This is a genomic window from Streptomyces sp. NBC_00019 (assembly GCF_045041015.1).
Classification (GTDB): domain Bacteria; phylum Actinomycetota; class Actinomycetes; order Streptomycetales; family Streptomycetaceae; genus Streptomyces.
Map to the genome: position 1 here is coordinate 8634757 of NZ_CP108302.1, position 13128 is coordinate 8647884.

The window sequence follows — 13128 nt, forward strand, 5'->3', positions numbered from 1 at the left end:
CGGAGTCCGGACAGGAAGAGGGGACCGGCCCCGACACCCCTGGGAGGCTCGCTCGTGAGGACGCAGGCAAACGCCGTGGTGATCGGCGGCGGAGTGATGGGCGCGAGCATCGCCTACCACCTCGCCGCCGCAGGCGTCCGCGACGTCGTCCTCGTCGAACGCGACGAACTGGCCTCCGGGTCCACCTCGAAGGCGGCCGGAGGGGTGCGGGCCCAGTTCTCCGACGCCCTCAACGTGCAGCTCGGCGCGCGCAGCCTGGAGGCGTTCGGCCGGTTCCGCGAGGAGATCGGCCACGACATCGGCCTGCACCGCGTCGGCTATCTGTTCCTGCTGTCGACGCCCGAGGACGTGGCCTCCTTCGAGGCGGGAGTGCGCCTGCAGAACTCCCTCGGCGTGCCCAGCCGCATGCTCACCCCGAAGGAGGCCCGCAAGCTCTCGCCGCTGATCAGCACCGACGGGCTGCTGGCCGCCGCCTTCTCGCCGGACGACGGCCACTGCACCCCCGAGGCCGTCGTCCACGGCTACGCCTCCGCCGCCCGCGCCCTGGGCGCCCGCGTCCTGCGGCACACCGAGGTCACCGGCATCACCGTGCAGGGCGACACCATCAGGGCCGTCGAGACGACGCTCGGCACCATCTCCACCGACACGGTGGTCTGCGCGGCCGGCGCCTGGTCGCGCGCGATCGGGAAGATGGTCGGCGTGGATCTGCCGGTGGAGCCGCTGCGCCGCCAGATCGCGGTCACCGAGCCGGTCCAGGGCCTGCCGCCCGGCCTGCCGATGACCATCGACTTCAGCAGCACCCTCTACTTCCACCGCGAGGGCCCCGGCCTCCTCCTGGGCATGTCCGACCCCGACGAGCGCCCCGGCTTCGCCACCGACACCCACGACCGCTGGATCCCCCGCCTCGCCGCCGCCATGGAGCACCGCGCCCCCTCCCTCCTGGACCTGCGTCGCACCGGCGGCTGGGCGGGCCTGTACGAGGTCACCCCGGACCACAACGCCCTGATCGGCGAGGCGACTTCGGTATCCCGTTTTCTGTATGCGACCGGCTTCTCCGGTCATGGCTTCCTCCAGGGACCGGCCGTCGGCGAGGTCGTCCGTGACCTGTGCCTGGGCCGCGTACCCTTCGTGGACGTCAGACCGTTGAGCGCCGGCCGGTTCGCGGCCGACGCCCCGCGCCCGGAGGCCAACTGCGTATGACCGAGCTCCATCTGTGGCTGCGCCACGAGGACCGTCCCACCGAACGGCGCACACCGGTCGTGCCGTCCGACGCACGCAGGCTCGTCGAGAGTGGGGTGACCCTGACAGTCGAGGAGTCCCCGCAGCGCATCTTCCCGATCGAGGAGTACGAGGCCGTCGGCGCCCGGGTCGCGCCCACGGCCTCATGGGTGGCTGCGCCGCCGGCGGCGGTCGTCCTCGGTCTGAAGGAACTCCCCGACGCTCCGGCCGGGTTGACGCACCGGCACGTCTTCTTCGGGCACGCCTACAAGCAGCAGCCGGGCGCTACGGACCTGCTCCGCCGGTTCGCCGCCGGGGGAGGGGCACTCCTCGACCTGGAGTACCTGGTCGACGACCACGGACGCCGGCTCGCCGCCTTCGGGTACTGGGCGGGCTACCTGGGCGCGGCCCTGGCGGTGCTCCAGCACCGGGGCCGGCTCGTCGCACCGCTCACGCCCACCTCGAAGGAGGAACTCGACGAGATCCTCCTGCCCGCCGCCGGGGACGAGGAGTTCACCGCGCTCGTCATCGGCGCCCTGGGCCGCAGCGGACGCGGCGCCCGCGTCGCCCTCCAGGCCGCCGGGCTCGACCCCACCTGCTGGGACCTGGAGGAGACCCGCGACCTGGACCGCGCGGCCCTGCTGGAGCACGACGTGATGGTGAACTGCGTCCTCGCCACCACCCCGGTCCCGCCCTTCCTCCAGGAAGCCGACCTCGACGCCCCCACCCGCCGGCTGCGCACGCTGTCCGACGTCACCTGCGACGTCGGCTCACCCCTGAACGTCCTGCCGGTCTACGACCGCACCACCGAGTGGGACGACCCGGTACGCCGACTCCGCAAGGAGGAGCCCCCGCGCCCCCCTCTCGACCTCATCGCCATCGACAACCTGCCGTCGCTGCTGCCGAAGGAGTCCAGCGAGGGCTTCTCGGGGCAACTGCTGCCGCTGCTCCTGGACTTCGGGACCGACGGCCCGTGGGGGCGCTGTCTGGACCGGTTCCATGCGACCTGCCGGGAACTCGGCATCGTAGAAGGGGAGTCGCGGAATGTCTGAGCTGGTTCCGGCGAGCGGCACCGTCCACTGGATCGGTACCGGACTGTCCACGGGCAGCGGTCTGGCCCGGGTGTGCGGAACGGCCGAGCGGGTGCGGGTGTGGCACCGCACCGAGGAGCGCGCGGCCGAGGCCCTCGACCGGCTGGGTGTCACCGGCCGCGCCGAACCCCGCGCCTACACCCTTCCCGCGCTGACGGCGGAACTCGCGCCCGGGGACGTCGTCGTGTCGATGCTGCCCGCACCGGAGCACGCGGGGATCCTGGCCGCGTGCGTCGCGCAGAAGGCGCACTTCGCCTGCTCCAGCTATGTGTCGGACGCCGTGCTGGAACAGGTGCCCGCGGCCCTCGCGGCCGGGATCGTGGTCCTCACCGAGGCCGGGCTCGACCCGGGCATCGACCACCTCTTCGCGCACAGCCTCGTCGCCCGCGCCCGGGACGCGATCGGCGACGGTACGGCGGCCTCGTACCGCCTCACCTCCTACTGCGGTGGCATCCCCGCGGTGCCGAACGACTTCCGGTACCGCTTCAGCTGGGCGCCCCTCGGAGTCCTGGGCGCCCTGCGCTCACCCGCCCGTTACATCGAGGACGGCGCCGAGACCACCGCCGCGCGGCCGTGGGAGGCGACCCGGCGCCATGTCGTCGACGGGGAGGGCTTCGAGGTCTATCCGAACCGCGACAGCGTGCCGTTCGTCGAGCAGTACGGGATGCCGCCCGCCTGGAAGGCGCAGTCCTTCGTGCGGGGCACCCTGCGGCTGGAGGGGTGGCTGCGGGCCTGGGGCGCCGTCTTCGAGGAGCTCAAGGGCGGCGACGACACCCGGATCGCCGCGCTGGCACGGGAGTTGGCGGCGGCCTACCCGACCACGGACACCGACCGGGACCGGGTCGTGCTCGCCGTGTCGCTGGATGTGCGGGGACCGGCGGGGCAGGCGTGGTCGGGCAGCTATCTGCTGGACCTGGTGGGGGACGAGGAGGAGAGCGCGATGGCCCGCTGTGTCTCCCGCACTCTCGCTCTCGGCGTGGGCCACGTCCTGGACGGCTCGCTGCCGCCCGGCCTCAGCCGAGCCGCCGAGACGGCGGCCCGGTCGGAGGAGTGGCTGCGGGAACTCGCCCTGGAGGGCGTCGAGTTCACCCTGCGTGTGGACGCCTGATCACTCGATCACGGCCTCGTGCACCAGGCGCCTGAGGTCCGGGTTGAGCTTCAGGGTCTTCGGTCGTACCTGCGTGTAGAACTGCACGGTCAGATCACGGCTGGGGTCGACCCAGAAGGTCGTGGAAGCGGCTCCGCTCCAGCCGAACGTGCCCGGGCTCGTGGGCGCGAGCGTACGGGCGGGGTCGATCACCACGGAGACGCTGAGACCGAAGCCGACGCCGTCGTTGTTGGGCTCGTCGTGGGCCGGTCTGCTGCCGAAGGCGCGCAGGTCGGCGCCGCCGGGAAGGTGGTTCCTGGCCATCAGGTCCACCGTTTCGGGAGCGAGCAGACGGGTGCCGTCGAGTTCGCCGCGACGGCGCAGCACCTCCATGAAGCGGTGCATGTCGTGCGCGGAGGCCGCCATGCCGCCGCTGCCGGAGAGGAACCGGGGCCGGCCGTGGAGCGGGAGTCCGGGGACCGGCTCGATGCCGCCGTCGTCCTTCTCGCCGTACAACTCGGAGAGTCTGCCCGCCTGTTCGCCCGTGACGCTCAGGCCGGCGTCGGTCATGCCGAGCGGTCCGAAGACCCGCTCGGCGAAGAAGGCGTCCAGTGGCTGCCCGGACACCACCTCGATGACCCGGCCGAGCACATTGGAGGCGACCGAGTAGTTCCACTGCGTGCCCGGCTCGAACTGGAGCGGCAGGCTCGCGTACACGTCGACCGTCTCGGCCAGGGTCGTGCCCGGCACCACCGACGACTCCAGACCGGCCTCGCGGTACAGGGCGTCGACCGGGTGGGAGTGGTAGAAGGCGAAGGTCAGACCTGCCGTGTGGGTCATCAAGTGCCGTATCAGCATGGGCTGTCCGGCGGGCCGGGTGACCATGTCGGAGCCCGAGCCGCTGACGTGCACCCGGGCGTCGGCGAAGGCCGGCAGATGCCGGGCGACCGGGTCGTCCAGCGACAGCTTCCCCTCCTCCACCAGGATCAGCGCGGCCACCGCGGTGACGGGCTTGGTCATCGAGTAGATCCGCCACAGGGTGTCCGGCTCGACGGGGAGTCCGGCGGCGAGGTCGCGGTGGCCGTGCGCCGTGAAGTGGGCGACGCGGCCGCCGCGGGCGACGGCCACGAGGAAGCCGGGCATGCGTCCCTCGTCGACGTAGTGGGCGAAGTGCTGGTCGAGGCGGTCCAGCGCCTTCGCGTCCAGTCCGGCCTCACCCGGGTCGACTTCCTGCCGCAGCTGTGCCATCGCTCTCCTCCGCTCGCGTCCTTCGAAGTGCGATCCGGCATACCCCGCCGCGACGACCTCAGACCTCATCGTCGCGCAGGAATCTCCGAACGGTTGCCCGGTCGACCTCGATCGGTGATCGTGGCACGGAAACCCGCCGCCGGCACCGCGCCCGCCAGTGCGACGGCGGCGAACGTGACGAGTGACACCTCCGTGGCGGCGAGGGCCACCCCGAGCGTCGGCCCGACGTTCATCGCGGTCTGCTGCAGCCCGCCCGCCACCCCGGCCGAGCCGACCGGGCTCTCCCGTACGACGACATGGGTGGCCGCCACCATGACGGTCCCGAACCCGGCCCCGAGCAGGGCGAATCCGGCGCCCAGCGTGAGCGCGCCCGACGCGTGGGAGAGCACCAGGATCCCGACGGCGAGGACCGCCATCGCGGTCGCCGTCGTGCGGCGGGCTCCCGCCCGGCGCAGCAGCACGGGGCACAGCGCGGCGGCGGCCACCATCAGAACCGCCAACGGGAGGCAGCGCAGGGCACTCTGGAAGGGGTCGAGACCGAGCGTGTACTGCAGGGCGTACGTGCTCACGAACAGCGTGCCCGACAGGGCGGCCGAGGCGGCGACCAGGACGCCGAGCGGTGCGCCGGGGACGGTACGCGGTATCAGCGGGCTCGCTGTGCGGCGCTCGTGGCGTACGAAGGCGACGCCGGTCACCGCGGTCACCGCCAGGCCGAGCCAGTGCGGGGAGACCAGCGTATGGACCAGGAACCCCAGGGTCACCGCGAGCAGGGCGGCACCGGGCAGGTCCAGCGGGACCTCGGTGGCCCGCTCCGGCTCCCGCACCGCCAGGGCGAGCACGCCGAACACCAGCGCGGGCACGACGTTGACGAAGAACACCGCCCGCCACCCGGACCCGGCCACCAGCACTCCACCGACCAACGGGCCGACCGCGGCGGCCACTCCGATCGCCGCGGTGCGCACGGCGATGGGCCCCCGCAGCCGGTCCGGCGGGTAGGCGACGCGCAGCATGCCGAGGGTCGCGGGTTGCAGCAGCGCCCCGAACACCCCTTGGACGACCCGCAGTCCGATCACCCAGCCGACACCGGGCGCCAGTCCGATGCCCGCCGACGCCACGCCGAAGCCGAGCATGCCGATCCCGAAGAGCCGCCGGTGCCCGTACCGGTCGCCGAGCCGCCCGGCGAACACCAGCAGACTCGCCACCGCGATGAGATAGCCGGTGCTGGTCCACTGGACCTGGGCGAAGGAGGCGTCCAGGTCCCGTTGCAGGGTGGGCTGGGCGATGGTGAGGACCGTGCCGTCGAGGGCGACGATCACGGCTCCGGTCACGCTGCCCGCGAGGACGAGACGAGGGTTCACCCGTCCTCCCGGCCGAGGTGCGCGTCGAGGGCGTTGCGCAGGAGAGGTGCGAAGTCATCGGCTCCTGTGGCCAGTTGGAGGCTGCCCCAGCCCCACAGCTGGGCGATGCCGTGCAGGTTCGCCCACAACGCCCCGGCGACGAGACGGGCGTCCGCGTCCGGGCGGGCCAGGGCGACCAGCTCCACCAGTCGGCCGAAGAGCGGCAGGCTGGTGTCCCTGAGGCCCAGATGGCCGCTCTCCAGCAGATCGTGACGGAACATCAGCTCGTACATGCCTTGGTTGTCCAGCGCGAACCGCAGATAGACCCGCCCCAGCTCCGTCAGCCGGTCGCGCGGGCTCGCGGTGCCGTCGTCGGCCGTCCCCGCCCGCTCCGCGAGCTCGCCGAAGCCGCGGCGCGCGATGGCCGACAGCAGCTCCAGATGGGTCGGGAAGTAGCGGCGCGGCGCACCGTGCGAGACGCCCGCCCGACGGGCGATCTCCCGCAGAGTCAGCGCCTGCACGCCCTCCCGGGCCACCAACTCCACCCCGACCTCGACCAGCCGGGCCCGCAGCCCGCTCTCCGGTTCATGCATAGACAGTGTCTACCAGGCGTTCGTAGACAGCGTCTACCGGCTTCCTCTCCGGGAATGCGCGCACCTCGTGCACCGGTTGACCCAGGCATGACTCAGGACGCGACGCAGAACGCACTGCTCGGGCTGCTCTCCGAGGGCCGCGGCGGGGTGCTGGTCACCCTCAAGCGCGACGGCCGGCCCCAGCTGTCGAACGTCAGCCACGCCTACTACCCCGACGAGCGGATCATCCGGATCTCGATCACGGACGACCGCGCCAAGACCCGCAATCTGCGCCGCGATCCGAGGGCGTCCTACCACGTGACCGCGGCGGACCGGCGGGCGTACACGGTCGCCGAGGGCACGGCCGAGCTCACGCCGGTGGCGCAGGACCCGTACGACGAGACGGTCGAGGAGCTCGTCCGGCTCTACCGCGACGTCGTGGGCGAACACCCCGACTGGGACGACTTCCGAGCCGCCATGGTCCGCGACCGGCGGGTGGTGCTGCGACTGAAGGTGGAGCGGGCGTACGGCATCCCTGCGGGCGCCAACCGGGGCTGAGTCCTTGGGCGTCGCGGCCGGTCCGGGATCCTGGCGGCGACGCCGTTCTCCCTCACGTGGCGACGTACCTGAGGGCCTGGCTGTCGGCGCACCCGACCAGCCGCGTGCTCGGGCGCACAGCACCGTGCGCGCGGGCACGAACATCACCGCGAACGCCGTCCGCCGGCCCAGCGCCCCGCCGAGATACGTCCCCGTGGGCGCCCCCACCCGCACGCCGGCCATGGCGACCGCGACGGCCCGGTCCTGGAGCCGGGCCCAACCGGGCCGGCATCTCCGCGCGGACCGGCCGCCCCTGAACCCGGCCGGTACGCGCGGAGCCCTCCCCCCGGACCGGCTGCGCGTGACGAGCGTCTGTTCTTTTCTGCTCGTTGCGGCCGATGTTCTTGCTGAAAACGTCAACTGTCAACGGGGTGGGGCGGTTCGAGCGGTCCTAGGACCCGGGGCGCAGGGCGGACGACCGATGGTTTCGCGATCACGCGCTGCCTAGGCTGGCCGAGGAGACGCCACGCTCAGGAAGAGGTCACGATGCCGGTCCACGGCCGTAGTCACATCCGTATCGCCCGCCCGTCCCGCGACCTCGCCGCGGCGGAGCGTTTCTGGGCCGACGGTCTCGGTCTGGCCGTCGTATGGAGGGCCGAGGGCGGCGCCGAACCGGGCCACCACGATCTGCTCATGCTCGGCTGGCCCGACGCCGAGTGGCATCTGGAACTCGTCCACGAGTCGGCCCACCCCGTCGAACCCCGCCCCACGGAGGAGGACCTCCTGGTCGTCTACGTCGACGGTCCCGTGCCGCAGGACCTGGTCGCCCGGCTCGAACAGCACGGCGGCAAGCGGGTCCCCTCGCCCAACCCCTACTGGAACGAGTGGGGCGTGACGATCGAGGACCCGGACGGATACCGGCTGGTGCTGTGCGAGCGGGCGTGGTCCAACTCGTAGGGGACGGGCGCGAATCGGAGACGGCCCGACTCGTCACGGGCCGGGACCGGCGCGGAGGTGGCCCCGACTCGTAGCCGGACGGGACCGAATCGAAGGCGGTCCCGACTCGGCTCGGGACCACCCCGGCCGGCGGATGAGCCGGCGCGACTCGTCGAGGACCGGCCCGGCTCCAAGCGGGCCGGTCCCCACTCCTGCGCCCGCTCAGGCCCCGACGTACTCCGCCAGGTGCCGGCCCGTGAGCGTGGAGCCGTCCGCGATCAGCTCCGTCGGGGTGCCCTCGAAGACGATCCGGCCGCCGTCGTGGCCGGCGCCGGGGCCGAGGTCGATGATCCAGTCGGCGTGCGCCATGACCGCCTGGTGGTGCTCGATGACGATGACCGACTTCCCGGAGTCCACCAGCCGGTCCAGCAGGCCCAACAGCTGCTCCACGTCCGCGAGATGGAGTCCGGTCGTCGGCTCGTCGAGGATGTAGACCCCGCCCTTCTCGCCCATGTGGGTGGCCAGCTTCAGCCGCTGCCGCTCACCGCCCGACAGTGTGGTCAGCGGCTGCCCGAGGGTGAGATAGCCCAGCCCGACGTCCGCGAGCCGCTCCAGGATCTTGTGCGCGGCCGGCGTACGCGCCTCGCCCGCGCCGAAGAACTCCTCCGCCTCGGACACCGGCATCGCGAGCACCTCGCTGATGTCACGGCCTCCGAGGTGGTACTCGAGGACCGCCGCCTGGAACCGCTTCCCCTCGCACTCCTCGCACGTGGAGGCCACCCCCGCCATCATCGCCAGGTCGGTGTAGATGACGCCCGCGCCGTTGCACGTCGGGCAGGCGCCCTCGGAGTTGGCGCTGAACAGGGCCGGCTTCACGCCGTTGGCCTTGGCGAACGCCTTGCGGATCGGCTCCAACAGCCCGGTGTACGTCGCCGGGTTGCTGCGCCGCGAACCGCGGATCCCCGTCTGGTCGACCGTGATCACGCCGTCCTGCCCGGACACCGAGCCATGGATCAGCGAGCTCTTGCCGGAACCGGCGACCCCGGTGACGACGACCAGCGCGCCCAGCGGGATGTCGACGTCGACGTCCTGGAGGTTGTTCGTACCGGCGCCGCGTACCTCCAGTGCCCCCGACGGCTTGCGCACCGTGGGCTTGAGCGAGGCCCGGTCGTCCAGGTGCCGTCCGGTGAGCGTGTCGCTGGACCGCAGCCCCTCGACGGTGCCCTCGAAGACCACCTCGCCACCCGCGGTGCCGGCGCGCGGGCCGAGGTCCACGACATGGTCGGCGATCTCGATCGCCTCCGGCTTGTGCTCCACGACCAGCACGGTGTTGCCCTTGTCGCGCAGCTGCAGCAGCAGTTCGTTCATCCGGCGGATGTCGTGCGGGTGCAGCCCGATCGTCGGCTCGTCGAAGACGTACGTCACATCGGTGAGCGAGGACCCGAGGTGGCGGATCATCTTGGTGCGCTGCGCCTCACCGCCGGAGAGGGTGCCCGAGGGGCGGTCCAGGCTGAGGTAGCCGAGCCCGATCTCGACGAACGAGTCCAGCGAGTGCCCCAGCGCGGCCAGCAGCGGCGCCACCGACGGCTCCTTCAGGTCACGGACCCAGTCGGCCAGATCGTCGATCTGCATCGCGCAGACGTCGGCGATGTTCTTCCGCTTGATCTTCGAGGCCCGGGCCTCCGCGCTGAGCCGGGTGCCGTCGCACTCGGGACAGGTCTGGAACGTCACCGCCCGCTCCACGAAGGCACGGATGTGCGGCTGGAGGGCGTCGACGTCCTTGGAGAGGAAGGACTTCTGGATCTTCGGGACCAGTCCCTCGTACGTCAGGTTGATGCCCTCGACCTTGATCTTGGTCGGCTCTTTGTGGAGCAGGTCGTGCATCTCCCGCTTGTTGAACCTGCGGATCGGCTTGTCCGGGTCGAAGAAGCCGCAACCCCGGTAGATACGGCCGTACCAGCCGTCCATGCTGTAGCCGGGGATCGTCAGCGCGCCCTCGTTGAGCGAGAGGCTGTCGTCGTACAGCGCCGTCAGGTCGAAGTCACTGACCGAGCCCATGCCCTCGCAGCGCGGACACATGCCGCCGAGGCGGTGGAAGGTGGCCTTCTCGGCCTTGGTCTTGCCACCGCGCTCCACGGTGATCGCACCGCTCGCCGACACCGAGGGCACGTTGAACGAGTACGCGTTGGGCGGGCCGATGTGCGGTGTGCCGAGGCGGCTGAAGAGGATGCGCAGCATCGCGTTGACGTCGGTCACGGTGCCGACGGTCGAGCGGGCGTTGGCACCCATCCGCTCCTGGTCGACGATGATCGCCGTGGTCAGTCCGTCCAGTACGTCGACCTCGGGCCGCGCCAGCGTCGGCATGAAGCCCTGCACGAAGGCGCTGTACGTCTCGTTGATCAGCCGCTGCGACTCCGCGGCGATCGTGTCGAACACGAGCGAGCTCTTGCCCGACCCGGAGACACCGGTGAACACCGTCAGCCTGCGTTTGGGGATCTCGATGCTGACGTCCTTGAGATTGTTCTCGCGCGCGCCGTGCACGCGGATCAGATCGTGGCTGTCGGCGGGGTGCGACGCGGGCGGCTGGGGGGTCGTCCTCTTGGTGGCCATGCTGACTGTTCTCCATCGTTCGGCTCGATCTCACCGGCTCCGAGCATTAGGTCTGATTTCCCTGGGGGAACAAAGCGTTCCGCGTCGTTTCGAGCCCGCTCAGTTCCGTTCCTGGACACGGATCAGATTGCCCGCGGGGTCACGGAAGGCACAGTCACGCACGCCCCACGGCTGCTTGATCGGCTCCTGGACCACATCGGCGCTCGCCTGAAGCCGGTCGAACACGGCGTCGAGGTCGGCGGTGGCCAGCACGATGCCCCCGTACGTGCCCTTGGCCATCATCTCGAAGACCGTACGGCGCTCGTCCTCGGTGAGGTCGGCGTCGACGCCCGGCGGATGCAGCACGACCGACGTGTCGGGCTGACCGACGGGACCGACCGTGATCCAGCGCATCGAGCCCTTGCCGACATCGCCGCGCACCTCGAAACCGAGGAGATCGCGGTAGAAGGCCAGCGCGGCGTCCGGGTCGTCCTGCGGGAGGAAGCTCGCGTGAAGGGTGAGGTCCATGCGCTTCACGCTAGGCGCGGTCCCGGGGCGGGCGCTTCTCGAAAACTGACGGGGCCGTGGCGGGGGCGGCGGTGCTTGCCTCCCGGGCCGCGCCTCACCAGCCTCCGCGCGTGATCCATGGGGCACATGTGGTGATTCACAGCCGTGACGCCGAGGCGGACCGTGACTTCCTGCGCGAGGTGCTGGGCTGGTCCCACGTCGACGCCGGGCACGGCTGGCTGATCTTCAAGGCACCTCCGACGGAGGTCGCCTGTCATCCCACGGAGGGTGCGGCTGCGTACGAGCTGATGCTGATGTGCGACGACATCGAGGCCACGACCGCCGAGCTCGGGAACAAGGGCGTCGGCTTCACCCGCCCGCTCCAGGACGCCTCCTGGGGACGGGTGACCGGCTTCCGGCTTCCGGGCGGCGCCGAGGTCGGCCTGTACGAGCCGCGTCATCCGCGCGCCTAGGCGCGCGAAAGCCCGAGTCCCCGGAGCCGTTACGGCGTCCGGGGACCCGGGAGTCCTGCGAGTCGGAGATCAGGCGGTCACGGTCTCCCGCTCCGCCGCCGGCTTCGGCGTGCGCTCGCCGAGCTGCTCCGTCGGGATGCTGTGGGTCTCGCGGGCCGTGAGGACGGCGATGACCGGCGGGACGCACAGCGCGGCGGTGAAGAACGCGACCGCCGACCAGTCGCTGCCGTCGGGGCCCGCGATCTGCGCCGCGAAGGTGACCGCGAACCCGGCCACGGCGAAGCCGATCTGGGTACCGATCGCCATGCCCGACAGCCGGACGCGGGTCGAGAACATCTCGCCGTAGAAGGAGGGCCACACCCCGTTCGCGGCGCTGTAGACGACACCGAAGGTGACGATGCCCAGCACCAGGGTCAGCGGGTAGTTGCCCGTGGAGATCGCCCAGAGGTACACGAACATCATGACCGCGCTGCCCGCGGCGCCGATCAGGAAGACCGGGCGGCGGCCGATACGGTCCGAGAGCGTGGCCCACACCGGGATCGCGCCGAGGGCGACCAGGTTGGCCAGCGCGCCCACCCACAGCATCGAGGAGCGGCTCATCCCGACCGAGTCGCTGGTGGCGTACGCCAGCGCCCAGACCGTGAAGATCGTCGAGACCGAGGCGATCAGCGCACCCGCGACGACCCGCAGGACGTCCGCCCAGTGGTTGCGGGCCAGGAACGCGAGCGGCATCTTCACGACGCCCTCGGAGGCGGTCTGCTGCTCGAAGGCCGGGGTCTCCTCCAGCTTGCGCCGGATGACGTAGCCGACGACGGCGACCGCGATGCTCAGGAAGAACGGGATCCGCCAGCCCCAGGACAGCAGCTGGTCCTCGGGGAGCGCGGCGATCGGGATGAAGGCCAGCGTGGCGAGGAGCTGGCCGCCCTGGGTGCCGCTGAGGGTGAAGCTGGTGAAGAAGCCGCGCCGGTTCGGCGGTGCGTGTTCGAGCGTCATGGAGTTGGCGCTCGCCTGCTCGCCGGCGGCGGAGATGCCCTGCAGGACACGGCACAGCACCAGCAGGACCGGTGCGAGCGTGCCGACCTGGTCGCGGGTGGGCAGACAGCCGATGAGGAACGTCGACAGACCCATCAGGATCAGCGTGAAGACCATGATCTTCTTGCGGCCGACCTTGTCACCGAAGTGACCCAGGAAGAGCGCGCCGATCGGCCGGGCGGCGTAGGCCACACCGAAGGTGGCCAGCGACAGCAGGGTGGCGGTGGCCGGGTCGGACTTGTCGAAGAAGATCTCCGGGAAGATCAGCGCGGCCGCGCTGCCGTAGATGAAGAAGTCGTAGTACTCCAGCGCGCTGCCGATCCAAGCGGCAGTGGCCGCCTTTTTCGGCTGCCCGACGGCTTCGGCGGGGACGGACACGAGCGTGCTCCTTCGAGGGAACTCCAACGTATGCGGAGTGAGCGGCGGGGGAGAAGGTGCCTGAGCCCTGGGGTGCTGGGTCGGCCGCGCTGAGATCCTCGGGGGCTGTGGTTAATTAACCCA

Annotated in this window: 12 protein-coding genes; 6 read left to right on the top strand and 6 right to left on the bottom strand. The window is 71.3% G+C overall.

The window, feature by feature from the left end:
* Nucleotides 1–54 precede the first annotated feature (54 nt).
* From OHU89_RS39950 to OHU89_RS39960, 3 genes are read left to right on the top strand one after another with little or no spacing between them, the layout of a single operon-like run.
* A complete protein-coding gene (locus OHU89_RS39950) occupies nucleotides 55–1200 on the top strand; it encodes an FAD-binding oxidoreductase (RefSeq protein ID WP_267014400.1) in 1146 nt (381 codons plus the stop codon).
* Nucleotides 1197–2270, top strand: a complete 1074-nt coding sequence (locus tag OHU89_RS39955; protein WP_405649902.1) for a saccharopine dehydrogenase — start codon at nucleotides 1197–1199, stop codon at nucleotides 2268–2270. Before OHU89_RS39950 ends, OHU89_RS39955 begins: the two co-directional genes overlap by 4 nt.
* On the top strand, nucleotides 2263–3417 hold the full coding sequence (locus OHU89_RS39960; protein ID WP_405649904.1) for a saccharopine dehydrogenase family protein: 1155 nt from the start codon (nucleotides 2263–2265) through the stop codon (nucleotides 3415–3417). Before OHU89_RS39955 ends, OHU89_RS39960 begins: the two co-directional genes overlap by 8 nt.
* Here OHU89_RS39960 and OHU89_RS39965 read toward each other — a convergent pair whose 3' ends face one another.
* From OHU89_RS39965 to OHU89_RS39975, 3 genes are all read right to left on the bottom strand, one after another.
* Nucleotides 3418–4644: a serine hydrolase domain-containing protein gene (locus tag OHU89_RS39965; RefSeq protein ID WP_405649906.1), complete on the bottom strand. Its 1227-nt coding sequence runs from the start codon at nucleotides 4642–4644 to the stop codon at nucleotides 3418–3420.
* A gap of 65 nt (nucleotides 4645–4709) precedes the next feature.
* Nucleotides 4710–6002: an MFS transporter gene (locus tag OHU89_RS39970; RefSeq protein ID WP_405649908.1), complete on the bottom strand. Its 1293-nt coding sequence runs from the start codon at nucleotides 6000–6002 to the stop codon at nucleotides 4710–4712.
* A complete protein-coding gene (locus OHU89_RS39975) occupies nucleotides 5999–6574 on the bottom strand; it encodes a TetR/AcrR family transcriptional regulator (protein ID WP_405649910.1) in 576 nt (191 codons plus the stop codon). Before OHU89_RS39975 ends, OHU89_RS39970 begins: the two co-directional genes overlap by 4 nt.
* A gap of 87 nt (nucleotides 6575–6661) precedes the next feature.
* Between OHU89_RS39975 and OHU89_RS39980 the strand changes: the two genes are divergently transcribed.
* On the top strand, nucleotides 6662–7111 hold the full coding sequence (locus tag OHU89_RS39980; RefSeq protein ID WP_405649912.1) for a PPOX class F420-dependent oxidoreductase: 450 nt from the start codon (nucleotides 6662–6664) through the stop codon (nucleotides 7109–7111).
* Nucleotides 7112–7636: 525 nt separating this feature from the next.
* Nucleotides 7637–8047 (top strand): VOC family protein, encoded by a 411-nt coding sequence (locus OHU89_RS39985; RefSeq protein WP_405649914.1) that lies wholly within the window; start codon nucleotides 7637–7639, stop codon nucleotides 8045–8047.
* Nucleotides 8048–8248: 201 nt separating this feature from the next.
* On the opposite strand, the gene OHU89_RS39990 is transcribed toward OHU89_RS39985, so the two are convergent.
* Nucleotides 8249–10636 (bottom strand): ATP-binding cassette domain-containing protein, encoded by a 2388-nt coding sequence (locus tag OHU89_RS39990; RefSeq protein WP_405649916.1) that lies wholly within the window; start codon nucleotides 10634–10636, stop codon nucleotides 8249–8251.
* Nucleotides 10637–10735: 99 nt separating this feature from the next.
* Nucleotides 10736–11143 carry a VOC family protein gene (locus OHU89_RS39995; protein ID WP_405649918.1) on the bottom strand — a complete coding sequence of 136 codons (408 nt, stop codon included), beginning with the start codon at nucleotides 11141–11143 and terminating at the stop codon, nucleotides 10736–10738.
* Nucleotides 11144–11253: 110 nt separating this feature from the next.
* Between OHU89_RS39995 and OHU89_RS40000 the strand changes: the two genes are divergently transcribed.
* On the top strand, nucleotides 11254–11595 hold the full coding sequence (locus OHU89_RS40000) for a VOC family protein (protein WP_405649920.1): 342 nt from the start codon (nucleotides 11254–11256) through the stop codon (nucleotides 11593–11595).
* A gap of 69 nt (nucleotides 11596–11664) precedes the next feature.
* On the opposite strand, the gene OHU89_RS40005 is transcribed toward OHU89_RS40000, so the two are convergent.
* Nucleotides 11665–13005 (bottom strand): MFS transporter, encoded by a 1341-nt coding sequence (locus OHU89_RS40005; protein WP_405649922.1) that lies wholly within the window; start codon nucleotides 13003–13005, stop codon nucleotides 11665–11667.
* Nucleotides 13006–13128 lie beyond the last annotated feature (123 nt).

Excerpts from the sequence above, each read along its gene's own strand:
- OHU89_RS39980 (WP_405649912.1), top strand. The coding sequence starts at position 6,662 with ATGACTCAGGACGCGACGCAGAACGCACTGCTCGGGCTGCTCTCCGAG.
- OHU89_RS39965 (WP_405649906.1), bottom strand. The coding sequence starts at position 4,644 with ATGGCACAGCTGCGGCAGGAAGTCGACCCGGGTGAGGCCGGACTGGAC.
- OHU89_RS39960 (WP_405649904.1), top strand. The coding sequence starts at position 2,263 with ATGTCTGAGCTGGTTCCGGCGAGCGGCACCGTCCACTGGATCGGTACC.
- OHU89_RS39955 (WP_405649902.1), top strand. The coding sequence starts at position 1,197 with ATGACCGAGCTCCATCTGTGGCTGCGCCACGAGGACCGTCCCACCGAA.
- OHU89_RS39985 (WP_405649914.1), top strand. The coding sequence starts at position 7,637 with ATGCCGGTCCACGGCCGTAGTCACATCCGTATCGCCCGCCCGTCCCGC.
- OHU89_RS39990 (WP_405649916.1), bottom strand. The coding sequence starts at position 10,636 with ATGGCCACCAAGAGGACGACCCCCCAGCCGCCCGCGTCGCACCCCGCC.
- OHU89_RS39995 (WP_405649918.1), bottom strand. The coding sequence starts at position 11,143 with ATGGACCTCACCCTTCACGCGAGCTTCCTCCCGCAGGACGACCCGGAC.
- OHU89_RS39975 (WP_405649910.1), bottom strand. The coding sequence starts at position 6,574 with ATGCATGAACCGGAGAGCGGGCTGCGGGCCCGGCTGGTCGAGGTCGGG.